The 23,504-nt window shown below is 63.3% G+C and carries 20 protein-coding genes and 1 pseudogene; 7 read left to right on the forward strand and 14 right to left on the reverse strand.

Going from position 1 to position 23,504, the window contains the following annotated elements; genetic code table 11:
* Positions 1–27: 27 nt before the first annotated feature.
* Positions 28–1,221: an RNA polymerase sigma factor RpoD gene (gene rpoD, locus H7007_RS12825; RefSeq protein WP_287155721.1), complete on the forward strand. Its 1,194-nt coding sequence runs from the start codon at positions 28–30 to the stop codon at positions 1,219–1,221.
* A gap of 27 nt (positions 1,222–1,248) precedes the next feature.
* Here the strand turns inward: rpoD and H7007_RS12830 are convergent, their stop codons facing one another.
* Complete coding sequence (locus tag H7007_RS12830; RefSeq protein ID WP_287155723.1) at positions 1,249–2,202, reverse strand: YncE family protein; 954 nt, start codon at positions 2,200–2,202, stop codon at positions 1,249–1,251.
* Positions 2,203–3,116: 914 nt separating this feature from the next.
* Positions 3,117–4,205, reverse strand: coding sequence for an NAD(P)/FAD-dependent oxidoreductase (locus H7007_RS12835; RefSeq protein ID WP_287155725.1), 1,089 nt, complete (start codon positions 4,203–4,205; stop codon positions 3,117–3,119).
* A 647-nt stretch (positions 4,206–4,852) separates the two neighbouring features.
* Between H7007_RS12835 and H7007_RS12840 the strand changes: the two genes are divergently transcribed.
* On the forward strand, positions 4,853–5,398 hold the full coding sequence (locus H7007_RS12840; RefSeq protein ID WP_287155727.1) for a hypothetical protein: 546 nt from the start codon (positions 4,853–4,855) through the stop codon (positions 5,396–5,398).
* Between the two features lie 484 nt (positions 5,399–5,882).
* Positions 5,883–6,458 (forward strand): RDD family protein, encoded by a 576-nt coding sequence (locus H7007_RS12845; protein ID WP_287155729.1) that lies wholly within the window; start codon positions 5,883–5,885, stop codon positions 6,456–6,458.
* Positions 6,459–6,585: 127 nt separating this feature from the next.
* Here the strand turns inward: H7007_RS12845 and H7007_RS12850 are convergent, their stop codons facing one another.
* From H7007_RS12850 to H7007_RS12865, 4 genes are all read right to left on the reverse strand, one after another.
* Positions 6,586–7,518 (reverse strand): NAD(P)/FAD-dependent oxidoreductase, encoded by a 933-nt coding sequence (locus H7007_RS12850; protein WP_287155730.1) that lies wholly within the window; start codon positions 7,516–7,518, stop codon positions 6,586–6,588.
* Between the two features lie 194 nt (positions 7,519–7,712).
* Positions 7,713–9,602, reverse strand: coding sequence for an ATP-dependent zinc metalloprotease FtsH (gene ftsH, locus H7007_RS12855; RefSeq protein WP_287155731.1), 1,890 nt, complete (start codon positions 9,600–9,602; stop codon positions 7,713–7,715).
* Positions 9,603–9,966: 364 nt separating this feature from the next.
* Entirely contained in the window at positions 9,967–10,824 is an 858-nt protein-coding gene (locus H7007_RS12860) for an ATP-binding protein (protein WP_287155732.1), read from the reverse strand.
* A gap of 6 nt (positions 10,825–10,830) precedes the next feature.
* Positions 10,831–11,421 (reverse strand): RrF2 family transcriptional regulator, encoded by a 591-nt coding sequence (locus H7007_RS12865; protein WP_287155733.1) that lies wholly within the window; start codon positions 11,419–11,421, stop codon positions 10,831–10,833.
* A gap of 683 nt (positions 11,422–12,104) precedes the next feature.
* On the opposite strand from H7007_RS12865, the gene H7007_RS12870 reads away from it, so the two are divergent.
* Together H7007_RS12870 and prxU are read left to right on the forward strand one after the other, a co-directional pair.
* On the forward strand, positions 12,105–12,386 hold the full coding sequence (locus tag H7007_RS12870; RefSeq protein WP_287155734.1) for a ferritin family protein: 282 nt from the start codon (positions 12,105–12,107) through the stop codon (positions 12,384–12,386).
* Between the two features lie 305 nt (positions 12,387–12,691).
* Positions 12,692–13,282 (forward strand): annotated as a pseudogene (gene prxU, locus H7007_RS12875) (thioredoxin-dependent peroxiredoxin); the annotation flags it as partial.
* Positions 13,283–13,584: 302 nt separating this feature from the next.
* Here prxU and H7007_RS12880 read toward each other — a convergent pair.
* Both H7007_RS12880 and H7007_RS12885 read right to left on the reverse strand, forming a co-directional pair.
* Entirely contained in the window at positions 13,585–13,962 is a 378-nt protein-coding gene (locus H7007_RS12880; RefSeq protein WP_287155735.1) for a desulfoferrodoxin, read from the reverse strand.
* A 215-nt stretch (positions 13,963–14,177) separates the two neighbouring features.
* The gene (locus tag H7007_RS12885; RefSeq protein ID WP_287155737.1) at positions 14,178–14,681 is read right to left on the reverse strand and encodes a rubrerythrin family protein; all 504 of its coding nucleotides are present in this window, start codon (positions 14,679–14,681) and stop codon (positions 14,178–14,180) included.
* A 431-nt stretch (positions 14,682–15,112) separates the two neighbouring features.
* Here H7007_RS12885 and H7007_RS12890 point away from each other — a divergent pair, with 431 nt between their 5' ends.
* Positions 15,113–15,808, forward strand: a complete 696-nt coding sequence (locus H7007_RS12890) for a DUF1122 family protein (protein ID WP_287155738.1) — start codon at positions 15,113–15,115, stop codon at positions 15,806–15,808.
* A 4-nt stretch (positions 15,809–15,812) separates the two neighbouring features.
* Here the strand turns inward: H7007_RS12890 and H7007_RS12895 are convergent, their stop codons facing one another.
* The 4 genes from H7007_RS12895 to larB form a co-directional block, all read right to left on the reverse strand.
* Positions 15,813–16,334, reverse strand: a complete 522-nt coding sequence (locus tag H7007_RS12895; RefSeq protein ID WP_287155739.1) for a type 1 glutamine amidotransferase domain-containing protein — start codon at positions 16,332–16,334, stop codon at positions 15,813–15,815.
* Between the two features lie 803 nt (positions 16,335–17,137).
* Positions 17,138–17,773, reverse strand: a complete 636-nt coding sequence (locus H7007_RS12900) for a cyclase family protein (protein WP_287155740.1) — start codon at positions 17,771–17,773, stop codon at positions 17,138–17,140.
* A 65-nt stretch (positions 17,774–17,838) separates the two neighbouring features.
* On the reverse strand, positions 17,839–18,654 hold the full coding sequence (locus H7007_RS12905) for a 4Fe-4S binding protein (RefSeq protein WP_287155741.1): 816 nt from the start codon (positions 18,652–18,654) through the stop codon (positions 17,839–17,841).
* Between the two features lie 13 nt (positions 18,655–18,667).
* Positions 18,668–19,441: a nickel pincer cofactor biosynthesis protein LarB gene (larB, locus tag H7007_RS12910; protein WP_287155742.1), complete on the reverse strand. Its 774-nt coding sequence runs from the start codon at positions 19,439–19,441 to the stop codon at positions 18,668–18,670.
* A gap of 655 nt (positions 19,442–20,096) precedes the next feature.
* Here larB and H7007_RS12915 point away from each other — a divergent pair.
* Entirely contained in the window at positions 20,097–22,553 is a 2,457-nt protein-coding gene (locus H7007_RS12915; protein ID WP_287155743.1) for a hypothetical protein, read from the forward strand.
* A gap of 117 nt (positions 22,554–22,670) precedes the next feature.
* Here the strand turns inward: H7007_RS12915 and rbp are convergent, their stop codons facing one another.
* Both rbp and H7007_RS12925 read right to left on the reverse strand, forming a co-directional pair.
* The gene (gene rbp, locus H7007_RS12920; protein ID WP_287155744.1) at positions 22,671–22,940 is read right to left on the reverse strand and encodes an RNA-binding regulator; all 270 of its coding nucleotides are present in this window, start codon (positions 22,938–22,940) and stop codon (positions 22,671–22,673) included.
* A gap of 131 nt (positions 22,941–23,071) precedes the next feature.
* The gene (locus H7007_RS12925; protein ID WP_287155746.1) at positions 23,072–23,296 is read right to left on the reverse strand and encodes a hypothetical protein; all 225 of its coding nucleotides are present in this window, start codon (positions 23,294–23,296) and stop codon (positions 23,072–23,074) included.
* Positions 23,297–23,504 lie beyond the last annotated feature (208 nt).

A 23,504-nucleotide genomic window follows, 5' to 3' on the forward strand; every position in this document is an offset into this window, starting at 1 on the left:
AAGTAACCCTCCTTTCAGGTGATTTATATGGACGACTGGAAAGACCTCGATTACGACGAGATAAAGGAACTGCTCTCCAGGGGCCAGGGCAGGGGCATCCTGACCCATGACGAGATAAGCGAGTCCCTGCAAGGCCTCAACCTCACGGCGGAGCAGATGGACCACCTCTACATGCTCCTCGACGAACTGAACGTGGAGGTGGTGGACGGGCCCACGGACGAGAGCCTGCAGGACCTCGAGGACGAGGAAGAAAAGGACATCTCCCGCCTGGACAGCCTGGAGAGGGAGCTGGAGCTCGCCGGGAAGACCCCCACCAACGACCCTGTGCGCATGTACCTCAAGGAGATCGGCAAGGTCCCCCTCCTCACCGCCCAGGAGGAAGTGGAGCTGGCCAAGAAGATCGAGGAGGGCGAAAAGGCCTCCGCCAGACTGCGGGAGATGGGGGACAAGCTGAGCCGCGAGGAGAAACGGGCCCTGCAGCGCAAGGAGAGGGAGGGTCAGGAGGCCAAGCGCAAGCTCGTGGAGGCCAACCTCAGGCTGGTGGTCTCCATCGCCAAGCGCTACGTGGGCAGGGGGATGCTCTTCCTCGACCTCATCCAGGAGGGCAACCTGGGCCTCATCCGGGCCGTGGAGAAGTTCGACTTCCGGAAGGGTTACAAATTCTCCACCTACGCCACCTGGTGGATCCGCCAGGCCATCACCCGGGCCATCGCCGACCAGGCCCGTACCATCCGCATACCCGTGCACATGGTGGAGACCATCAACAAGCTTATCCGGGTGCAGAGGCAGCTCCTCCAGGAACTGGGCCGGGAGCCTACCCCGGAGGAGATAGCCGAGCGCATGGAGCTCACTCCCGAGAAGGTAAGGGAGATCATCAAGGTCTCCCAGGAGCCGGTGTCCCTGGAGACCCCCATAGGCGAGGAGGAGGACTCCCACCTGGGCGACTTCATCGAGGACTCCGACGCCGTGGTCCCCGCGGACGCCGCTTCCTTCATCCTCCTCCAGGAGCAGCTGGAGGACGTCCTCAACTCCCTAAGCGAGAGGGAGAGGGAGGTCATCAAGCTGCGCTTCGGCCTAGTGGACGGGCACCCGCGCACCCTGGAGGAGGTGGGTCGCGAGTTCGGGGTCACCAGGGAGCGCATCCGCCAGATCGAGTCCAAGACGCTGGCCAAGCTCCGCCACCCCACCCGCTCCGCGAAGCTGCGCGACTTCCTCGAATAGCGCAGACGTGCCGCCTTCACAACCGCTTTATTCCCTGACTATCTCCAGGACCGTGATCTGGGGTGGGGAATAGTTGGAGACGAAAAGGCGCTCACCCCTGGCGTCCACGCAGAGGCCGATGGGTTTGGGCGTGGGATAGGTGAATATCTCCCGACGTGCCTCCAGGTCCACGCACCCCACCGTCCCGTCCTCGTAGTTACAGACGAACAGGTATCTGCCGTCGGGGGTGATGTCCATGGTGCGCGCCGCCCTGCCAACCTTTATGGTGGCGGAGATGGTGCCGGCCTCGCGGTTGACCACGGTGACCGTCCCCGGCAGGTTGTTGCTCACGTAGAGCGTCCGGCCGTCCGGCGAGAGGACCACGTGGCGGGGATTCTGGCCGCAGGGTATTTGCCGCGCTACGGTGTGGCCGCCGGAGACATCCACCTCGGCCAGGGTGTCGCCGCCCATTATGCACACGTAAGCGCGGTCGCCCTGTGGGGTGAAGCACATGCCCCGCGGCGTGGCGTATACCGGGATGTCCTTCACCCTCTTCCTGGCGGAGGCGTCGATTACCGTCACCGTGTTGGAGTCCCAGTTGGCCACGTAGACCCATGCGCCGTCGGGGCTCACCGCCACCTCCTTGGGGATGCTTCCCGTGCCTACCTCTCCCGCCAGGGTGCCGGAATCGGTGTCCACGATGACCACCCGTGCCGAGTTGTAGAGGGACACCCAGGCCCACCTACCGTCGGGAGAGAAGGCCGCCTCCACCGGTTCGTCGGGAAGGACCACGCTGAGGAGCTTGGCGTAACTTTGGGCATCGAAGACGAAGTTCTTGTGCGCGTAGAGGTCGTTCACGAATATACGGTCCCCGCCGGGCATGAGCTCCACGGATTTCGGGCCCGCCTCCACCCGCAGGACGGTGAGAGGGCGCAGCCCGGCGACCTCCCCGGTGGCATAGGGGAGCACCTCGGCGTTTGCGCCCTCCCCCTCCCGCTCCATAGGGGGTTCCATGGCGCCATCTTTCGAGGACCCTGTGGATTCGCATCCCGGCAGCACGAGAAGAAGGGAGAAGAGCGCGGCTATAATTACCATATATTTCCATATAGATTTCAAGCCGGCCACGGCTACCACCTTCCGCGATCCCGACGCTTCAATACAACCCGTCCGGATGACCTGAATCACCCGCTCCTGGTGCCGACTACCTTACATATAAGAATTCGGGCCTCTCGATGATCTTTCTGGTACTCTATGGCTGCCTCCTTTCCGCGTTTCCCGCGCACGACCCGATTGGCTGACCGGCATGCACGCTGCTGCCGCGGAGCATCGTATCTGCAACATTCCGTTCCGAATGGCGAACACGCCTGGATCCTCCAGCACACTTCCTTTCCACGAGCCCGCATTTCCCCTCGCCTCGACCTTGCGTTCCCCGAAACGGCACGGTATGTCGCGGTCCGGGGTGCTCATGCCCTCGGCTCCCTGAAGGTTGGGCGCTTCAGTGCGCATTCTCGCGAGTCAAGCCACCGTATATGCTCCTCGGGCCTACCCTTTCCGGCCGCGGCGACCCCACTCGTATGCCCTCCGGAGAAGGATAGCGGTGCAGCCGGGCCGACAAGCCCAAGAGTCCGTCACCTGACGCTCACTTCCGCCGAACCGTGGACCGCCTTACCGGCCCGCCACGGAGTATCGCGCACATCTCTTTCTCGGTCATCGTTCCCCCGGCGGGTTCGCATGGCTCTTCATGTGCCGCCCTCCCATTCTTCGGCTGGAAGCCCGGAAAGCCCTTTGCCGCCCTTCCCGCTCGAGCCTTTTCTACCGCAGGGACCGGTATGATGGTGCCCTCCCGCCCACCGTTTGACCACTGCAGGAGATCCGGCGCTCTCCGGGCGCCGGCTGGCCGTTCGGAACGACAATCCTCATATCCTGAGCCAGCCGGGCACTATGAGGAACGCGTAGCGCAGGGCGAAAGGCGCGTACAGGGGGTAGAGGCCGAAACCGGCGCGGCTTATGACCTTTAACCCCAGCGGGAAGGTGGCCTCGATGAGGCGCCGGTTGAGGTAGCTCAACCTCCAGAAGCGGTTGACCTTTCGGAACTCACGGTAGCCGGCCTCCGGGTCATCAACGGCGGTGGCGGCTATCCTCCCCGTCACCAGGGCGCCGTGAACGCCGAAGAGGAGCACCGGGTCCTGAGCGCCGGCCAGCGTCCCCGCCAGTATGAACCGTTCGTGGAAGAGTCGCGGGTTGGAAAAAGATCCCATGGGCAGCACGCCTACGTCCAGTTCGTGCCACTCCGGCAATTCCAGGCCCTCGTCGCGGGCCAGCCTCTCCGGGAACCAGCGCTTGGCCTCGGCGGTTAGGGGCCTCTTGCGCTGAAAGAGGAGGGCCCCCGCCACCCCGTGGATGGTGGAGAAGAAGGCGTAGTCCCATGTGTATCGGTCCATGTAGAGGATAACCTTGGGGCCCCGGTACTCCTCGGGCAACATACCCTGGCCGAAGAAGCCGTAAACGGGGACGAAGGGTATCCCCAGGGCCTGGAAGGCGTCGCGGAAAAGGCCGGTGGCCAGGATGCTGCGCGGCGGGAGGGCCTCGAAATCCCGGCGCGTCCTCAGGGGATGGTTGAACTCGAAGCGCACTCCTTCCTCTACGGCGATGCGGTACAGGTGCATGTCCAGGGAGGCGCTGCGGGAGCCCCTCTCCACCAGGTAGGCGGGCACGTTGGGCGGAAAACGGGTGTCGAAACGCTTCCCGAAGCTGTAGATGCGGGTGCCCTCCAGGGGTTCGCAGGCCGGAGATATGTCTATGCCCGTATAATCTTCGATCCTCTTCAGGTCCAGCGGGGTCCCGTCGGCCATCACATAGGTCAGCTCCCCGGTGGGCATGTCTCGCGCCGGCCCCCCGATCCCGTCACGGCGTTCCAGGACCCTGACCTCGTAACCCAGCCGCCTCAGGTTGATGGCCGCCGTGAGTCCGGCAAGCCCCGCTCCGACGACGATCTTCTCGCCCATGGGACCACCTCCCCCTTGAACCCCTCCCCGGGCGCGCCGGCGGGCTCACTCGACGGCGCCTCGAGCCCCTCCCATTCTATGCCATCCTCCTCATGTCCTTCCACACCGCCGACGTGGGATGGGCGACATGCCCCGGGGATTTTGGAGGGATGACGACGACCTCCCGCTGCCTGCACGACCGCGGTGATAAGCGGTTCCGCAAAGTCATGAGAGTTTGAGGAGGCAGAGAAGGACTCAACCGGGCATCCTTCTGACGTGACGCGAGGTAGCGGACGTACCTGGCGCTCCCTCTATCGCTGTTCTATGGTCAAGTCCAGGCGGAGCCCCGGCCAAAGGTGGCCAGTCCGACTGCCGATACGCTCAAAGCCACCGCTCCGAAAGGATACCCTTGCGTCCCTGTGCCGGGCGCTTTTATGTGCCCTCTCCAAGCCGCACTAGTCTGTGGCCCGGGTGAAGACCTCCGCACCGCCGTTTCGATAGTCATTTTGAAGTTTGAAATATGTCGAGATGCTCTCCCGCCATCCCGGCCGGAGAAGGGCGAAGAGGAGGGAGGAGGTCGTCTTTGGCAATCTCTCCCTTGTCGCGGAGAGTTGGAAGCGGTTATCATTTTACCGACATAGTGTCGGTTAATGGGGGAGGTGATCCGTATGCCGGGGAACGGAGAGCGAGCCGATCAGTCCTGCTCTGGAGAAGAACGGCCGAGCCCTCTGATCATGACCCTGCGCTTTTTGGCCTTCGCGCTGGCTGGCCTGGAGGCCGTGCGCGGCATGCTGAGCGAGAAAAAGTTTCGCCATCTGTCCGCCTGGCTCGGCGGGTGGGCCCTGTTTCTCACCTGGCCCCGCTACCTCATCTGTTCCCGGTGCGAGGGATACGGTGAGATGTGCCGGTCGTACTATCTGGGAAAGTATACCTCCTCCCTCTTCCCCCGCGTGGAGGGAAAGGAGGTGGGGAGGCTGGGGATCTTCCTCGAGGTCCTCAGCCTGTCCGCCGTTTTCTGGGTTCCGGTCCTGGCGCTGCGTAGAAATGGGAGGGCGCTCTCCAGGTACCTGGCCTTGATGCAGGCGGTGCTCCTGGGCCAGTTCTTCCACGCCTGCCGGTGGTGCGGCACCCATGCGAACCAGGGATGGAAGGCGGTCTGTCCCGCGCATCGCTTCTGGAAAGCAAGGGCTTCCCGACGCGCTTCCTCCGCGTGAGCCGTTTGCTGCCGTTGCGGAGGATTATTCCACGCCTGAGCGAACGATCCGGTGGTCGAAGGGCATGAGAACCAACGTGGCGCCTTTGGCTTCCGGCCGGCCTTCACGGTGCGGGGAGAGTACGGGCGGGAAGCCGTGTCTTCGGGTGGGACAGGCGGATTGCGGCGAAACGAACCTGCGGGTATGAGGGATGGAACGGTAGGCCCTGATTGGCATTCCAGCGGAAGGCGTGCCGTTCCTTCAAGCAACCCCGGATGGGAACTTCTGGAAGCAATCCCGTAGAAGCTTGACTTACCGGACCTGTGGCACCGCCTTGTCTTGACCGAGGTTTGTTTGTCCGCCCGAGGGGTGTTATCTTACCTCTATCGAAGATCGCGTGGGATATGAGGCATTTCGGGAGGAACGGCGCTGCGCCGCATTATGGCCTTCCCGAGCCGTTCTACCGGTTGCCGGCACGTCCGGCTGTAGAAAGGATGTCGTGGCGATGAGAACTTGTCCCGCCTGCGGGCTCCTCAATGCGGAGGAAGCGAATTTCTGCTCCGGCTGCGGTTTTCGCCTCTCGGGGGTGATGCCCCCGGCAACCTCGTATCCGGTGCCTCCCGTAGCGGAGGCCGCTTACCCGCGCTACGCGGGTTTCTGGATCCGCTTCGTCGCCGCCTTCATCGACGGTCTGGTCCTCTCGGTCATCTACCTCCCGGTGAACTTCATCTTCTGGGCGGCCAACGAGAACATCTATTTCTGGGGCACCTGGGATTTCAGCCGGGGGGTGAGCTTTGGCCTGCTCTTCCTGTACAACCTGATACGCATGCTGATAGGCTGGGCGTATTATACCTACTTGACCGGCAGGTACGGGGCCACCCTGGGCAAGAGGTTGCTGGGGCTGAGGGTGGTGGGTGAGGACCTGCAGCCCGTGACCTTCGGGACGGCAGCGGTCAGGGAGATACCCGGCAAGCTCATCTCCGCGCTGTTCTGCATGTTCGGCTACATATGGGCGGGTTTCGACGGGCGGAAGCAGGCCTGGCACGACAAGATAGCCCGGACCCTGGTCATATACGGTTGAACGGGGAGGCCATCCCTTTCCCTTCTCCCGGTATCCCGGATGTCATCCACGGAAGAGCGCGTTTCCGAATCGAACGAGGAACGCGCTCCTTTACTTCCCCACCTCGAGGCCCGTCACCTGAAGGGCGTCAACGCCCCAACACGCCCCTCTCCAGCAACCAGGCGTAAGCGCTGAGGGCGGCTTTGGCTCCCTCGCCGGCGGCGATGATGATCTGCTTCTCCAGCACGTTGGTCACGTCCCCGGCGGCAAAGAGCCCCGGCAGGGTGGTGCGGTTGTTGGCATCGACGACTATCTCCCCCAAGGCGTTGAGTTCCACCCCGGGAGGCAGGTATGCGGTGCTCGGGACGCTCCCTATCTCTATGAAGACGCCCTGCACCTCGAGGGATTCCTCCCTGCCTTCGGTCGAGAAGTCGATCCCCTCCACGAAGGCGGAGCCACGGATGGCCAGGACCCGTGAGGAGGTGTGCACCGTTATGGAGGGCGATCCCTCCACCTGCCGCTTGCGTATCTCGTCCCCGTCGAGAGCCGGTTCGATGGTCAGGAGATGGACCACCTTGGCGATCTGGGCCAGCTGCAGCGCGGCGTCCAGGGCGGAGTTTCCCCCTCCCACCACGGCCACCCTTCGACCGCGGAAGAGGGGGGCGTCGCATGTGGCGCAGTAGGCCACCCCCCGGCCGCGGAACTCTTCCTCTCCCGGCACGCCGAGCTTGCGCGGGACCTTGCCCGAGGCGGCTATGACCGACCTGGAATAATATTCCTCTCCTTTGTCCGTGGCCACCCGGAAGCGGCCTTCCTCCGGAGAGAGGGAGACGACCGTCCTCCCCTCCAGGAGCCGCACCTTGAAGTTCTCCAGGTGGTCGCGGAAGCGCTCTACGAGCTCCACCCCGGTTATGAGCTGGTAGCCCAGGTAGTTCTCCACCTCCCAGGACCAGGCCGCCTGGCCTCCAACATTGCTGGAGATGACCAGGGTATCCAGCATCTTGCGCGCGCAGTAGACCCCCGCGGAGAGACCCGCAGGCCCGGCCCCGATGATGATCACCTCGTGAAGTTCCCTGTCCATTCTTATCAACCCGCGAAACAGCTTCCCACCCTCGCCGGAAAACCTGTGCCCACGGGTTTGCCAATGCCCTGTACTATTCAGCGGTATTCAACGAACTGCATCCGTAGCATCGGCTCTCGCGGCAGGTGGCATGACCTCATTTCATGAACGGGAAAAGTTCCTTCGTCATCAGCTGTTTCCGTTCATGGTCGGGATCACCGGTTTTCGGCTACCTCACTGACGGCGGAATCGACCTTTTCCTCTTCCTCGGGCCGTTCGCGTAGCTTCATCAAAAGTTCCCGGAAAGCGTCTCCCTCCAAGGTCTCCTTCTCCAGCAATATCTCCGCTATGCCCTCCAGGGCCTTGCGATTCGAGGCGAGCAGCCCCTTTACCCGTTCGTAGTTGGAGGTCACTATGTCCTTCACCTCGCGGTCAATGAGCTCCGCGGTGGCCTCGCTATAATTGGCCTCCTTGCCGTAGGAAAATTCCCCCAGGAGCAGGCGGGCTCCACGCTCCAGCCCCAGGGAGACGGGGCCGAGTTTTTCGCTCATCCCGTAGTCCTCCACCATCTTGCGGGCCAGGATGGTGGCTTTTTCCAGGTCGTTTTGGGCGCCGGTGGAAACCTGGCCGAAGACGATCTCCTCGGCGGCCCTGCCGGCGAGGAGAACCCCCAATCGGTCTTCCAGCTCCGGGCGGGTCATGATATAGCGGTCCTCCTCGGGGAGCTGCATGGTCATACCCAGGGAGCCTATCCCCCGGGGAATGACGGTTATGCGGTGCACGGGATCGGCATGCTCCAGGAGGGAAGCGGCCAGGGCGTGTCCCACCTCATGGAAGGCCACAACCCGCCGTTCCCGTTCGCTCATCACCCGGCTCTTCAGCTCCAGGCCCCCGATGACCCGGTCGATGGCCTCTTCGAACTCCTGTTGGTCGACGGCCTTTTTGTTCTTACGGGCGGCGAGCAGGGCGGCCTCGTTGACCACGTTGGCCAGCTCGGCCCCGGCGAAGCCGGGGGTGCGGGCGGCGATCTTCTTGAGGTCCACGTCGGAGCCCAGTTTCACCCGGCGGGCGTGAACCTTGAGTATCTCCTCCCGCCCCTTGATGTCCGGGCGGTCGATCATTATCTGCCGGTCGAAGCGGCCGGGCCTCAGGATGGCCGGGTCCAGGACCTCGGGGCGGTTGGTGGCCGCCAGGATAATCACCCCCGTCTGGGGATCGAAACCGTCCATCTCCGAGAGGAGCTGGTTCAGGGTCTGCTCCCGCTCCTCCGTGCCCCCGCTGGCCATTATTCCGCCCCGCACCTTCCCGATGGTGTCTATCTCGTCTATGAAGACGATGCAGGGCGCCTTGGCCTTGGCCTGTTCGAAGAGGTCCCTCACCCTCGCCGCACCGACACCCACGAACATCTCCATGAACTGGGAGCCGCTTATGGAGAAGAAGGGCACGTCGGCCTCACCGGCGACGGCGCGGGCCAGGAGGGTCTTCCCCGTCCCGGGCGGCCCCACCAGGAGGACCCCCTTGGGGATGCGGGCCCCGATATTGCGGTATTTCAGGGGGTGGCGGAGGAAGTCGATTATCTCCTGCAGCTCCTCCTTGGCCTCGTCCAGCCCGGCCACGTCGCCGAAGGTGACGCGGTCCACGCTGCGGTCGTAGAGCTTAACCTTGGACTGGCCGAAGGACATGGGGCTTACCCCACCCACCCGCCTCGCCAGACGGCGGAAGACGAAGAACCAGATGAAGGCGATGAGCCCCAGGGGTAACACCCAGGTGAGGAGGAAGTCCCTCCAAAAGGTGTTTTCCACCCGCCCCGAGAAGTCCACGCCTCTCTCCTCCAGGAGGGCCACTAGGTCCTTGATGTCCGTATCCGGGATGCGGGTGGCGACGAAGTTCTTCTCGCCCTCCTCCGTCTGCATGGTTCCCTCGATGCGGGTATCGGTGATGACCACCTTGCTCACCTCGCCCGCGTTCAGGCGGTTGAGGAACTCGCTGTAGCTTATCTCGGAGGGCTGGAAGGGTTTGGCAAACTGAATGCTGAGGATGATGCCCAGGGCCAGCAGTCCGTAAACAACATACAGCCAGAGCTTTTTCTTTCTGCTCTCGTCCATAAGAACATTATACCCGCTTGAGTCGAAGGGTGGCCGCGACCCGCCGCGGCGTCCGCCGGGCCTGAATGCCGTACCCTTCACCAGGGGGAGAAAGAGTTTCTCCACCGTCAGGGGTGCGGCCTCGCCGCTGCCGAGAGGCCCCTGCCGCGCGTCTCATGCGCGATGGATCCTCCGGGGAGAGTCAGCCCGGAGCCGTGTGCGGTGACCTCCCTCCCCGGGCTTGTTCCCTCTTGGCTTCCCACTCAAGGATCCGGGGGAGAGCAGGCGGAACCTTCGCGCGAGGACTCTCGCCTCAGCGATGGGAAAAGCGGGGTCAAGTCTTTCCCGCCGTGCACGGGGAGCCGAAAAACGGGAGGGGTGGTTCTCAGTGCCGTGAGCTCCGGCGTGGGTGTTCCGCCTCTTCCCGGGAGATCACCTCTCCCTGGACGCCCAGCTTTATCACCGTGAGCGCGGCGTCCGATCCTGCATCATCCAGAGCCTGCCGGGCGAGGTTGGCCAGCCCGAAGCAGCAGGGCACCTCCATGTGCACAACGGTGATCCCCTGGATCTTGTTCTCGGCGATGATGGCCGCCAGCTTCTCGCGGTAGAAGGAGGCGTCGTCCAACTTGGGGCAACCCACCAGGAGGACCTTTCCCTGCAGCAGCTCACGGTGGAATTCCGGGAAGGCGAAGCCGGTGCAGTCGGCGGCCAGCAGGAGATGGGCCCCCTTGAGGTAAGGAGCGGTGATGGGCAGAAGCTTGAGCTGCACGGGCCAGTTGCGCAACCTCGAGGCTATCCTGGGTTCGCCTGAAACCCCGTTTCCTTCGTCTTCCGGAACGGGCTCCAGCTCCCTGACCGCGGTACCGGCGCATCCGCAGGGAAGGCCCACTCCGGTCATCCCCTCCGCTGCGCGCTGGCCTTCATCCCCGCGAGCCGTCCACCCCCGCGTTTCCCGGGAACCGGCTTCGACCGGTCGTCCGGCCCTCGCCTCGGCCTTGGCTGTGAATTCATCATGGCGCCCGCGCGGCACCTCCCCGTCAAAGGGCTCCGCCTCCCGCTCCAGGATGGTGATTGCTCCCCGGGGGCATTCCCCCAGGCAGGCGCCCAAGCCGTCGCAGTAGGCCTCACTGACCAGCCGGGCCTTGCCGTCGATAATGGCGATGGCCCCTTCGGCGCAGGCCTCCACGCAGAGCCCGCAGCCGTCGCATTTCTCCTCATCTATATGGACTATCTTGCGCAACATGATTAATCACTCCTTGCTCATCCCGTCCCTGCCGCCTTTCCCGGCATCGGCATCGCCGGTCTTCGCGGCCCGGCCCCGGGACAGGCTCTCCGTGGTTCCCTCTATGCGGGGGGCTTTTCCGCCGTGCGCGCGGCCCCGGGTTGCCGGAGAGCTCCTCCTCCCGGACGGGGTGGTTTTCCCGTGTGGGCTCAGTAGGGCGCCCGCTTTGTCCAGGTCCGTCCCGCGGAGGTAGCTCTCGAAACGGCTGTCCACGGAGCCGATGAGCCCCTCCAGGACGCAGGACTTTCCCAGGCAGGACTCGCGGCCCAGGAAGCAGGTGGTGGGGGAAAAGGGGCCCTCAAGGCACTCGTAGATGTCCATGAGGCTTATCTCCCTGCCCTCGCGGCCCAGCCTGAATCCGCCACCCGGGCCCCGGTACGATCTCAACAGTCCGGAGCGGGCTAGCCGCTGCATGACCTTGGCCAGGTGGGCTTCCGATACCCCAAGATACAGCGCTATCTCACGGGTGGAGGCCTTGCCTCCGTCACGGCCTGCCAGATAGCATGCGGCATGCAGGCCCAGCATGAAGGCCTCCGAGAATCTCAACGTCCCGGTCATGGCATCACCTCTAATGGCTCCCGCAAAACGATGAAATATTTAAGTATTCTGGTACCAAAATACTTTAAAATTTATTCGCCGTCAACCACTTTTCAACTCCGTTCCTCCTTGGTTTGTGGTGGCCCACAAATGCGTCCTTCCCTGCTCTCGAACCCCTGCCCGAGAAATCCGCCTCTACCTCGCTCCGCCTCCTCGTCCCGGATTCCTGACCGGAACATGCCGTGTGCCGCTCCGTTTCCCCCGCTCCGTGAGGGGCACGCAAGCGGCCCTCCGGTGTCGCAGGAGCCGGTGCCCATGAGCCGCCTACTTTCCGGCAGATATTGCATGGGTCTCTGAACCGTCATTCGGCCGTGAGCCGCTCTTGCGCGCTCCATAAACGATCCCTTGCGGCCTTCACGGTACGCGAAACTGGCGGTTTTGAAACCGGCTTCTCGTATCAGGGATGCGGGTCTTCAGGTCTTCCGGCGGCGGCCTCGCGGGTTACCCTCGCCGAACCCCTCGGATGTGATGGAGCACGGTGGGGCGGAAGGCCCGGCCGGAGGGTTATCTCTACAAAAGCGGGGAAATAATTAAGTTGGCGAAAGAACGGGTGGCTCCGGAACCTCTACCCTGGAGGTCCGCCCACCGAGCTTTTTGCGCCAGCAGGTGAGGCAGCCGAAAGGCATGAAAAAAAGGAGGGTGAGATGCTTTCGGAGATTCCCAAGGACCTCGGGCGCATGAGCGGTAAAGAGCTGGACCGGGAGATCTGCCGCGTGGGCATGATCGCCGAGCTGGACGCCGTGAACCTCTACGAGCAGCTGGCGGCCATGACCGAGAACCAGCTCATCAAGAAGGTCCTTCTGGACATCGCCAGGGAGGAGAAGACCCACGTGGGCGAGTTCCAGGCCCTCCTGCTCATGGAGGACGAAGAGCAGGTGAAGGAGCTCGAGGAAGGTCGTGAGGAAGTGGAGGAGCTCAAGGGCTGAAGACAGGCACCACTTCTTGCTGCGCGGCTGCAGGATCACGACAAGGCGTAGTGTCAAAACTCCCTCCGTCTTTCCAAGCCGCCGGCAAGCCGCAACTCCTCTAGGGAGATGGACCGGCGGCTGGAGGAAAAAAATGGAAGGAGATTTCGAGGACGTGAAGAGGTGATCACATGAGTCCAAGGGGAAAACCCGAGGACAAGTGCGTGACCCCCGCCAAGGGGCCGATCCTTGCCCAAGAGGGAGCGAAGAAAGAAGAGAGGCCTGCGGGGGAGGGTGAGATGTCGGGAGGGATGGAGATGAAAGTCAGGGTAGGAAAGCCGCCCCGGATTTCGAAGCCAGCGGTTACTTCGGTGGAGGTCCGGAATTTCAGGCTGTCCGATTACAAGGGCAAGTAAGTGGTGCTCTGCTTCTATCCCGGCGACTTCACCTTCGTGTGACCCACCGAGCTGACGGCGGTCGCTGCCAAGTACAAGGAGCTCAAGAAGCTTGGCGTGGAGGTCCTGGCCATGAGCGTGGACAGCAGGTTCACGCATAAGATTTGGCAGGAACAGGAACTCTCCAAGATGGTGAAGGGAGGGGTGCCTTTTCCCATGCTCACCGATGCCGGAGGGCTCATAGGACGTGTTTACGGGGTCTATGACGAGGAATCCGGCGTGGACATCCGGGGGCGCTTCCTCATCGATCCGGAGGGGATCGTCCAGGCCATGGAAGTCATGACCCCTCCGGTTGGAAGGAATGTCGCCGAGCTGATACGCCAGGTGAAGGCCTTCCAGCACACGGCCAAGACCGGTGAGGTCATGCCCTCGGGGTGGCAGCCCGGAAAGCCGACCCTGAGACCCGGACCGGACCTAGTGGGTAAGGTCTGGGAGGTATGGAAACCCGAGCTGGCCTTCTGAGCGCCGATCTTGAAGGCACTCGACGGGCGCCTTTTATGTGAAGGGTACGTCCCCGCACATCCCGGTGGAGACGTGGGGGTGGGTTCTGCAGGGCCGTAAGACGGCTGTTCGGAGTGATTTGGAAGAACGGGCGAATGGCAAAGAAGACGAAGGGCGTTCATGTGACGCCCTTCGTCTATGACCGCTCTCGCTCTATTTCCGGAATCGCCGGGATTCGGCATTCGCGCCCCCGGGCTCCGGCGACCCCACTTTCGATCAGCGTGCCTCGTCTGGATGCCGATCCGGTCTTTCTCGTGGCTCCTTCAGGCTGATTTCCAGAGGCCGTGCAGGTTGCAGTACTCCCGCGCCGTGATCCCCTCACCGGGCACGGTGAACTTGCCCTCGGGGGCGATCCCCGGCTTGAGGAAGATGCGGTAGCTCATGTCGCCCGCCATGATCTGCACCCATTCTATGTAATGCTCATCGATCATGGGGTGAGCCACCTCACCGACCTTGACCAGAATCCCGTCCTCCAGCACCTCCACCACGGGGACGTGTTTCTCCACCGCGGCGTCCACGGTGTTCTCCACCTGCAGGACCATGGGCTGCCCGCAGCAGACCAGCTCGCCCTGGCCGGAGTGGAGGACCTCCACGATGTTCCCGCAGATATCGCACTTGTAGACCTGGAGCCTCTCCGTCATCGCCTTCCTCCTTCCCTCGGACCGTCTTTCCTTTCGGGAGTCCGTTTTATCTCGCCACGCATCCCGTTGCCGGTTGATGTAGCCTTCCGCGTTCCTCCCGTACCGCCTCCCGTTTCCCTGCCGCCTTCTGACCTGATGTCCTTTCCGCGGGGATTCATGCTCTCCGCCTTGCCCTGCACGGCGTTCCTCGATACCGGAGACCGGCTTTCTGCGGCTCAGAAGGCCACGAACTTGTCCCGGGAAGCCCCACAGATGGGGCATTTGTCCGGCGCGTCGCCCTCCCGGGTATGGCCGCAGACGCTGCAGATCTGGATGGTCCCGATCTTCACGTCCTCGCCCCGGTCCACGGCCTCTTTGGCCTTCTTGTACCACTCGGCGTGTATCTTCTCCGCCTCCAGCGCATAGTAGGTGCTCCGTACCGCCCCTTCCTCGTCCTGCAGCTTGGCCGTGGCGTTGAAGACCGGGTACATCTCGTTTATCTCGTAGGTCTCGCCGTTGATGCAGGTCTGGATGTTGTCCGAAGCGGCCGTGAGCCCGCCCAGGACCTCCAGGTGGTTGCCGGCGTGTACCTTCTCGGCAAAAGCGATGGCCCGGAACATCCTGGCCAGCTCGGTAAGGCCGTCGGCCTCAGCCCGGTCCGCAAAGAGCTGGTATCTCATATGGGCCATGCTCTCCCCGGCAAAGGCCTCGCTCAGGAACTTTTCGGTCATCTCCCGCATGTTCCCTACCTCCTTCGATCCTCAAGCCGAACGTTAATCCGAATCGGCTTCGCCCCTATCCGCATGCCGCACGTCAAGGACTCCGGCCTTTCAAGCAATAAAATATGATTCCCCGGATATCACCGGGTAAACATACTTCCGCCGTTCGGGTATGACGTACGTCAAACCGCCTGGATTCAAGCCTCCAGCGGAATCCGTGCCTATCGGAGGGATGCGCCACCGTTGCCGCAGGCGTCTTAAGGGTTACGAGGGTAAGGGGCTCGGGCCGGGATCACGGTTGAACGAGTGGGTAAGCAAGGCGAGAAAGGCAAGTCCGTCTTTGCTTTACACGGGACCGGCAGGGAGCGAACATGAAAAAGCGGGAGCAAAGCTCGTCTTGTGGTACGGTAAAGGCGACGCAGGGAGGCGGGTGGTATGGCGGGGAGGAGAAGATGGCCGGAAGGCTGTATGAACCCTCAGATCTCTTGAGGGAGGGCCTGGAGGGCCGCCCGCTGGGGGGTTTATCGCTCAAGGTCCGCGATCTCCGCCGCGGGAGGACGGACCGAGAGGCCTATTTCAACCTCTACCTTGCCCGGAGAGATTCCCTTTCCAGGAAACCGGTGGTGCAGGGCCTGTTCTTCATGGGCCGGGACGAGCACATAAGGCCGTGGATGGAGTTCAGGTACGACCCGTTGCTCTCCTTCACGGAGCGAGAGGATATCGACCTCGAGGAGGAGGGGCTTTCCGGTGAGTTATTCCGGCTGCTGGGGAACCTGATACCGCCCGGCGGTTCGCTGATGGCCATCTACGGCGCCGAACCCCATCGCCTGGCCCGGGAGACGGAGAGGGGCCTGAAGAGAGGCTTTCCTCCTATGGCCACCCCCCTCGGCTACCACCTCTGGAGGGCGGGATTCCGGTGGTTCAAGGACTGGTATTTTCCGGAGGGATGGCTGGAGGGGGCCATGAAACTGCAGGCCACCCGTCCCCTGAACGAGGAGGTACGCGTTCGGAGGGAAACCGAAGCCCGCCTCCTTTTGGAGAAGTTCGTGGACCGGGAGCAACGGGACGGTGTCCGGGACCCCGAATCGCGCCGCGCACTGAAGAGGGCGGAGGAGATACTGGCGGAGCTGGACGGGGCGAGGGTCTGAGGGCTCAGCCCTCCAGCAGCCTGGCTTTCAACGCGGCATTGAAGGCCGGGAGGTCATCGGGATAGCGAGAGGTGATGAAGTTGCGGTCCGTCACCACCTCGCGGTCCACGAAGTCGGCACCGGCCGTTTCCATCTCCTCCCTTATCTTGGGATAACCGGTCATGGTCAGGCCTTTCACCAGGCCGGCCGCAGCCAGAAGCTGTCCCCCGTGGCAGATGGCGGCCACCGGCCGGCCGGTGGCGGCGAACCCGGCCACGAAATCGAGAGCCGCGGAGAACTTCCTCAGGTAAGCCGGCGATCTTCCGCCGGGGATCACCAGGGCGTCGAAGTCCTCCGGCGAGACTTCCTCGAAGGTCTTCTCCACCCGGATCGTCGTTCCGTGCAGCCCTTTCACCTCCCCGGTCTCCGGGCCGATGGTCGTCACCTCCGCCCCCTCTTGTCGGAGGAACTCGATAGGCACGGTCCCCTCCTGGTCCTGGAAGCCCCTACCAACCAGCACTGCGACCTTCTTTCCCTGTAGGTCCATGTCCTCACCTCGCCTTTCTCCACCTGCCTGACGCCGCGGACCGATTCCCTAAATCCCTTGACTTTTCATCCGCCTTCCAATCCGTATCGAGTCCACCCGCCGGACTCGCCGTGCGCCTTTTCTCTCTCCGCCCCGGGCGCTCCGTCACCGGCCCGGCCTAAAGGTCGCGCCACGGCTTACGGTCTCGCCGGCCTCGCTGGCACGCGGAGCGCATCCCGCTTTAAAGGTGGGGGCCTGCGTCTCATACCCGAGAGGTGCATGTCGCGAGGGCATGAGGCGATTCCCCCTTCACGGCGGAAAGGCCTGTCCCATCCCTGTGCGGCACCCTTCCGCTACGTCCATTTTTCCCGCCGTTGCCGCTCTTTATCGTCCCGCCGGCTCACTCCGGTTCACGCCGGCGGCGGGGAGGGGCGTAAGGGGCAAGGAGGGAGGAGGGGTATATGGCGGGAGAAGGATTGCGGTTCCGCGGTGTGGAATAGATTTCACGGCGATACGCGCATGCCGCCGGAAGGCCTGGCCTCGCCGATGCGGCAGGGGCGGAGAGGGCGGCCTCGCGAACGGTCGTTGCCGGTAAATGGAACGTGAGCGAGTAGCGTCACTCTCGACCGTCAGAATCGGAAGGCGTGGAAGGCACGGTTATGGCGGCGAGCGAGGACGTATCCCGGCACGGGGATCCAGGAAGGGGGAAGGAGAATGCAAGCGGTGGAGGCGCTGAGGCCGGATGTTCACGTCCCTGAGGAGAGTAAGAACGGGACTACAGTGGTCAACTTGCCCCGCACGCCCCGCCCCCTGGCCTCGCTGCTTCAGCCGAGCGTCCTCAGTATCGCCCGCGCCGGCGAGCCGTCGCCGTTCGCCACGCGCAGGGGAAGGCAGATGAGCTCGTAATCCCCCGGCTCCACCGCCCCCAGGTCGAGCCCCTCCAATATCCATATCCCGGCCTCCAGCAACAGGCGGTGCACCTCGCCTGCCCGCTCCCCGAAGGGGCCCACGGAGAGATAGTCCACGCCCAGCAAAAGGATTCCACGCTCCGCCAGGTAGGCGGCGGCGCCGGGATCGAGATGGGCGTAGTGGGGGTCGAAGGGCCTTTCCCACCAGGAGTCCCGGGAATTGAGGGTCTTTAAGAGGAGGCGCTCGCCCCGGCGGGGAGAGAAAGGCTCCAGGTCGACACGTCCTATGACCCGGCTCCCGGGTATCTCCACGAGCCGCGCCGGGCCGATGCCCGCTTCCGGCGGCATGGAGGCTATGTCCTCCCCCCGGGGTAGGAAGTGCAGGGGAGCGTCGAGATGGGTGCCGGCGTGAAGCCCCATCCGCAGCCGGGAGAGGTTACAGGGGTCGCCGCGCTCCAGAGAAAGGGTACGCTCCAGGAGGACCTCCTCGTCTCCCGGCCAGGTCAGCATGCCGCTCTTCACGGGCAGGCTGATGTCGAAATAGGCGTTCACGCTTCGACCTCCCTCGTTTCACGACTGGCGGCATCGAAGGGCCGCGCCGGCATCGGGTAAAGGGCTCAGGTCACGTCCACCAGGGTGGCGATGCGCTTCACGAGGTCCTCCATGAAGGCGGTATCGGTCAAGACCAGTTCGATGGCTTCGTGAGGGCACACCTCCACGCAGTGTCCGCAGCCCCGGCATTCCTCGCCGATGACCGCCCGGTCCCCCGCCATGCGGATGGCCTGCACGAAGCAACCTTCTTTCACGCAGGTCCCACACCCCTTGCATCTCTCGGTGACCCTGACCTCCACCCCCGGCATGCGGTGAACCTTGGAGCCTATATCCTCGGAAAGCACCGGTATCATCTTCCAAAGACAGCAGCAGGGACAGCAGTTGCAGATGGTCAGCAAACGGTTTCCCGGCTTGACGTTCAACCATACTGTATCCAGCTTGTTTCGCCCGATGAGCTGGAAAAGGCCCGCCTCGCGGCAGCGGCGCAGATGTTCCAGGGCCTCATCCTTGCCGACCCGCCTGCCCAACCTGGGATTTATTCCCATGGCCGCCTCGCCGAGGAACAGGCAGCCCAGATCCACGGGATAATCGCGGCAGCCGGAGGACTCGCGACAGATGCAGGTGTTCATTATCCAGTGATAGTTGGCCTTCTCTATGAAATGTTCCACCACCCGCGAGGGAAGGACCACGTTCTCGCCGGCGGAGACCTCGCCGGCTACCTTTACCACGCGGTCCTTGGGCAGGTAGATGATGTCGTCTCCGCCGAAGAGCCAGCGGTCCAGAAGCCCACCCAGCAGGGGCGCCTTGGTCAACCTGGCCAGGGTGAAACGCTGCGGAAAGGTCCTCTTCACCAGGCTAACGAACCACACCGGACTGGCCATACCCTCTCCCTTCCTAGCGACCCTCATCCCTCTTCCCGACCGCAGCCCGGTTGATGAGGTGGGCCAGGTAACCGGCACCGAAGCCGTTGTCGATGTTCACCACCGCCACCCCTGGCGCACAGGAGTTGAGCATGGTGAGGAGTGCGGAAAGGCCCCCGAAGCTGGCCCCGTAACCCACGGAGGTGGGAACGGCGATGACCGGGCAGCTGACCAGCCCACCCACGATGCTGGCCAGGGCACCTTCCATCCCCGCCACCACCACCACGACGTTGGCGTCCCGGAAGACCTCGGTGCGGGAGAGGAGGCGATGGATCCCCGCCACTCCCACGTCGAAAAGGCGTTCCACCCGGTTGCCGGAGATCTCCGCCACCAGGGCTGCTTCCTCGGCCACGGGTATGTCCGCCGTGCCTCCGGTCACCACTACCACCTTGCCCACCCGGGGCCTCTCCTCCCGGCGCACGACGATGATGCGGGCTAAGGGATGATATTCCGCTTCCGGCAGGCATTCCTTCACTTCCCGATAGGCCTCCTCCGAGGCCCGGGTGAGGAGGATGTTCCCGCTGCTCCTCTCCGCCAGGGAGCGGGCGATGGGGCCGATGGTCCCTGAAGGCTTTCCCTCGCAGTAGACAACCTCGGGGAGGTCCTTGCGCAGCTCCCGGTGTTGGTCGAGGTTGGCGAACCCCAGGTCGCTGACCGGCTCGAGGGCCAACCTGGCCGCCGCTTCCTCGATGCCCACCCGGCCCTCGCGTACTCCCAGGAGGATCTCCAGCAGATCTTCGCGTCGCATATCGCCCCTTCCCTAGTGTCCCTAGTATAGCACGGGCCCGGACCGCCCATGGTTTGAAATCTGCCATATACCATTTATTACCATCGCTTTTTCGTGGAGAAGCTCCGTAGATTTGGAGGAGCCCCTACCCGTGGTGTGGTGGGCGGGAGTTTGGGCAGGATAAGGATATACCGCGGAAAGATACCTTATATTGCCGTTCTTATATTGCCGTTCCCGACGCTTTAGATCGCCGTTCCTGACGCTTCACTGGAAGATCCGGGGCTTGACCGTCCCTTTCCCGTTAGCGGCTCGATCGACGACAGCCGTCCTCGATGTGTGGTACATGCTGTTGGGGCGCCTTTCTCCGGGGGCAGTCACGGTTCGCGGCCTTCGTCTTCCGGGACGCCATGCGGGATAGGAAACTCCGGGTTTGAGCGGCGTACCCTGAAGCGGGAACTCCTTCCGGGTCCAGCGGGCAATGCTCCTGGGTGGGCGCTGGGCTGGGGCAGGAATAGGGTATGCTGCCGATGAAATATGAATTGCGAAATGTGTTTTCGGCCTTTCGTGGCTTGCGGTTCAGGGATGGGAGAGCGTTACGTTTACACGTTAGGGTCGGTGTCAAGGCGGGAGAGGCAGTGGTCTTGGGCTTAGAACATACCGCGAGGTGGGAATGAGCATGGAAATCGGGTCTTTCGCCAGGAAGTGGTTATTGGCCGGCATTCTGGCCCTGCTTCCCCTTTTCGTCGTACCGGTTCCGCAAGTCCCCGGCGCGTCCGGGGATATGGTCCCGGGTGGATGGGAGCGGATCGCATCACGGGGACTGGATACGCAGTCCAACGCCGCGGCCGGTGTGATGGCCCGCTTTGCCGGAAAGATCTACCTGGGGACCAATAACCCGAATGGTTGCCGCGTCTGGTCATACGACGGCCTCGACTGGTACCAGGAGATAGGGGCGGACGAGGCTGGCACGCCCACGGGCCCGGGGTTCGGCCTGGCCTCGAACACCAACGTCTCGGCCATGGCGGTTTTCCAGTCCCGGCTTTATCTCTCCGTGCGCAATGCGACGCGGGGGTGCAGCATCTGGTCGTTCAACGGCGAGACTTGGACCCAGGTGGTGGGCCAGGGAGCTCAGGGCACGCCCACGGGTCCCGGCTTCGGCGAAGCGGCGAACATAGACGTCCCCGCCATGGCCGTCTTCGGGGGCCGCCTGTACGCGGGGACCTATAACGAAGGAGGTTGCCAGGTCTGGCAATACGACGGCCAGACATGGTTGCGGGTTGCCGCCGGGGGTTTCGGCGACACCGAAAATTTCGGAGCCGCATCCATGGCCGTCTATTACGGGCGGCTCTACGTGGGTACCTACAGCAACAATTACTCCTCAGGGTGCCAGATCTGGTCCTATGACGGTCTTTCCTGGACCCAGGTGGTGGGCCAGGGAGCGCCGGGCACCCCTACCGCCCCCGGTTTCGGGGAGGCCTACAACCGCAAGGCCTCCTCCATGGCCGTCTATGACGCGGGTCTCTATGTGGGCACCTACGATTCCTCGGGGAGCAAGGGCTGCGAGGTCTGGTCCTACGACGGCGCCAACTGGACCAGGGTGGCCAGCGGCGGCTTCGGGGACGCCGGTAACCTGGGCGTGGTGTCTATGGTCGCGGGCGGGGTGGACCTCTATGTGGGCACCTTCAACGATGCATCGGGCTGCCAGGTCTGGCGTTTTGACGGTTCCCAATGGTACCGGGAGGCTTTGAACGGGTTCGGGTATCCCGACAACACCTCCGTGGCTTCCCTGCTCCTTGACGGGGAGGAACTGCTGGCCGGGACCCAGAACCTGGAAGGGCTCCAGGTATGGAGGAGGCGCGCCGTCCAGGTGCTCTATTTCGCCGAAGGGTACACCGGCCCGGGTTTCCAGGAATACCTGTGCCTGGGGAACCCGCACGGCGTGCCCGTGCGCACCGCGGTGACCTACCTCTTCGCCGACGGCACCAGCCTTTCACGCAAGGTATTGATCCCCCCCGAATCGCGTACCACCATCCACGTCAACATGGACGTGGGTCCCGGCCGCGAGGTATCGGTCAAGCTGGAATCGGAAGGGGACATCGCGGCGGAGAGGCCCGTCTACTTCACCTACGGGCAGAAGTGGTCGGGCGGACATATCGCCATGGGCACGGAAGAGGCCTCCACCACGTGGTATTTCGCCGAGGGTTACACGGGCGAGGGCTTCGAGGAGTGGATCTGCGTCCTCAACCCCCTCGAGAATGACGCCGTTTTGGACTTTTATTTCCAGACCCAGGAAGCCGGAGTAGTGGAGAAAAAAGGGTACAAGATCCCAGCAGGCTCCCGGCGAAGCTTCTTTGTCAACGACATCCTGGGCCCCGGTTACCAGCATTCGCTGAAACTCATCTCCGATTCCCCCGTGGTGGCCGAACGCCCCATATATTTCGACTACCTGGGGACGGGCGGGTTCCACTGGCAGGGGGGCCATTGCGTGAGGGGGGCAACCGCCCTTTCGCAGACCTACTATTTCGCCGAGGGGACCGCGCGCCAGGGATTCGAGGAGTGGCTGACCATCCAGAACCCCAACCCCTTCAACATACTCGTGTACGCCTCCTTCCAGCCCGGCCCGGACCAGGGAACGGTGGTGGAGAGGTCCTACATCGTGCGCGCCGGAAAGCGCTACACGGTGTTCGTCCCCGGGGAGGTGGGAAGGGACAAGGACGTGTCCGTGGTCCTGGTCTCCACGGCCTATTTCCTGGCCGAACGGCCCATGTATTTCAACTATTCCGGCTGGTCGGGCGGGGACTGCGTGATGGGTTCCGCGCGGGCCGGCACAGACTGGTTCCTGGCCGAGGGGTACACCGGCCCGGGCTTTCATACCTGGCTCTGCCTGCAGAACCCGGGGAGCGAGGACGCAGAGGTAGCGGTGTCCTATCTCACCCAGGAAGTGGGATCCCTCCCCCCACGGACCTTCGTCGTGCCCGCACGGACGCGGCTGACGATCTTCGTCAACCACGACGCGGGCGAGGGTTATCAGCTGTCCATGAGGGTGCGTTCCGATTCCCCCGTAGTCGTGGAGCGGCCCGTGTATTTCGATTACGGCGGAGTGCGGGGTGGCCACAGCCTTCCGGGGATATGAGGCCGGGTCGCCGTCCCTGCATTCCGGCCCGCGGTGTACTTCCCTCCGGACCCGCTCGAATTAATAAGGGCGCCTGTGCCGGCGCCCTTTGTGTATCCCTCTCTTCCGCCGCCCGTCTTACCAGTTGTAGCTGGACCTGCGTTCCGGCTTCGGACGTGCCTCGTTGACCCTGAGCACCCGCCCCTCGAACTCCCTGTTGTCCAGGCCGGCGATGGCCGCCCTGGCCTCCTCGTCGTTGGGCATCTCAACGAAACCGAATCCGCGGGAGCGTCCCGTCTGGCGGTCGATGATGATGCTCACCGTGTCCACGACTCCGTACGCTTCGAAGAGGTTCCGGAGGGAATCCTCAGTCGAACCGTAGCTCAGGTTGCCCACGTAGATGTTCACCGTCTCCTCACAACTCCTTTCTCAGCCTTCCCCGCACCGGCCATAAAAAAATCGCGGGGAAGATGCCCCCACCGGCAGGCATCGCTCCTATTGTAATAAAAAGCTCCACGCAAAGCAAAGGGTGCGGTCGGTCAACGGAAGTCGCCCAACTTCTTGTGGAAGTCCACCGGCCGGTCCAGCTTCTCCACCGGCTTGCTGGTGTCGTGGAAGCAGCTCCCGGGCTTCTCGCTCTCCTTCACCCTGGAGTAGATGACCTCCTTCAGGAAGGTGAGCGCCGCGTCGCGGTCGCCGTCCAGGACTATGCGCTCCAATTCCATGCGTTCCCTCTCGCCGAAAGATATGCCCCAAGTCCTCAAGATCGCCTACCTCCGATTCGCAAGATACGGGCAGTCGGCTCGGCCGCCTGCGCCATCACTGTCCCGTGAATCTCTTTAGAAATCATACCTCCGGTGGCCGGGGTTTTCCATGATCCCGGTGCGTGTCCCTTTCGCATACTACCAGGAAGATCCTGGGAGGAAGGGCTTTGTTCATGCGTGCCCTCTTTCGTCCGGAAGGGCGGCGAGG

This window comes from Candidatus Solincola tengchongensis, from assembly GCF_015711935.1.
Lineage (GTDB): Bacteria > Actinomycetota > Geothermincolia > Geothermincolales > RBG-13-55-18 > Solincola_A > Solincola_A tengchongensis.

What these genes read in the sequence shown, in the direction of transcription:
- rpoD (WP_287155721.1), top strand. Translation starts at nt 28, where the DNA reads ATGGACGACTGGAAAGACCTCGATTACGACGAGATAAAGGAACTGCTC.
- H7007_RS12830 (WP_287155723.1), bottom strand. Translation starts at nt 2,202, where the DNA reads ATGGAGCGGGAGGGGGAGGGCGCAAACGCCGAGGTGCTCCCCTATGCC.
- H7007_RS12835 (WP_287155725.1), bottom strand. Translation starts at nt 4,205, where the DNA reads ATGGGCGAGAAGATCGTCGTCGGAGCGGGGCTTGCCGGACTCACGGCG.
- H7007_RS12840 (WP_287155727.1), top strand. Translation starts at nt 4,853, where the DNA reads ATGCCGGGGAACGGAGAGCGAGCCGATCAGTCCTGCTCTGGAGAAGAA.
- H7007_RS12845 (WP_287155729.1), top strand. Translation starts at nt 5,883, where the DNA reads ATGAGAACTTGTCCCGCCTGCGGGCTCCTCAATGCGGAGGAAGCGAAT.
- H7007_RS12850 (WP_287155730.1), bottom strand. Translation starts at nt 7,518, where the DNA reads ATGGACAGGGAACTTCACGAGGTGATCATCATCGGGGCCGGGCCTGCG.
- ftsH (WP_287155731.1), bottom strand. Translation starts at nt 9,602, where the DNA reads ATGGACGAGAGCAGAAAGAAAAAGCTCTGGCTGTATGTTGTTTACGGA.
- H7007_RS12860 (WP_287155732.1), bottom strand. Translation starts at nt 10,824, where the DNA reads ATGTTGCGCAAGATAGTCCATATAGATGAGGAGAAATGCGACGGCTGC.
- H7007_RS12865 (WP_287155733.1), bottom strand. Translation starts at nt 11,421, where the DNA reads ATGACCGGGACGTTGAGATTCTCGGAGGCCTTCATGCTGGGCCTGCAT.
- H7007_RS12870 (WP_287155734.1), top strand. Translation starts at nt 12,105, where the DNA reads ATGCTTTCGGAGATTCCCAAGGACCTCGGGCGCATGAGCGGTAAAGAG.
- H7007_RS12880 (WP_287155735.1), bottom strand. Translation starts at nt 13,962, where the DNA reads ATGACGGAGAGGCTCCAGGTCTACAAGTGCGATATCTGCGGGAACATC.
- H7007_RS12885 (WP_287155737.1), bottom strand. Translation starts at nt 14,681, where the DNA reads ATGCGGGAGATGACCGAAAAGTTCCTGAGCGAGGCCTTTGCCGGGGAG.
- H7007_RS12890 (WP_287155738.1), top strand. Translation starts at nt 15,113, where the DNA reads ATGGCCGGAAGGCTGTATGAACCCTCAGATCTCTTGAGGGAGGGCCTG.
- H7007_RS12895 (WP_287155739.1), bottom strand. Translation starts at nt 16,334, where the DNA reads ATGGACCTACAGGGAAAGAAGGTCGCAGTGCTGGTTGGTAGGGGCTTC.
- H7007_RS12905 (WP_287155741.1), bottom strand. Translation starts at nt 18,654, where the DNA reads ATGGCCAGTCCGGTGTGGTTCGTTAGCCTGGTGAAGAGGACCTTTCCG.
- larB (WP_287155742.1), bottom strand. Translation starts at nt 19,441, where the DNA reads ATGCGACGCGAAGATCTGCTGGAGATCCTCCTGGGAGTACGCGAGGGC.
- H7007_RS12915 (WP_287155743.1), top strand. Translation starts at nt 20,097, where the DNA reads ATGGAAATCGGGTCTTTCGCCAGGAAGTGGTTATTGGCCGGCATTCTG.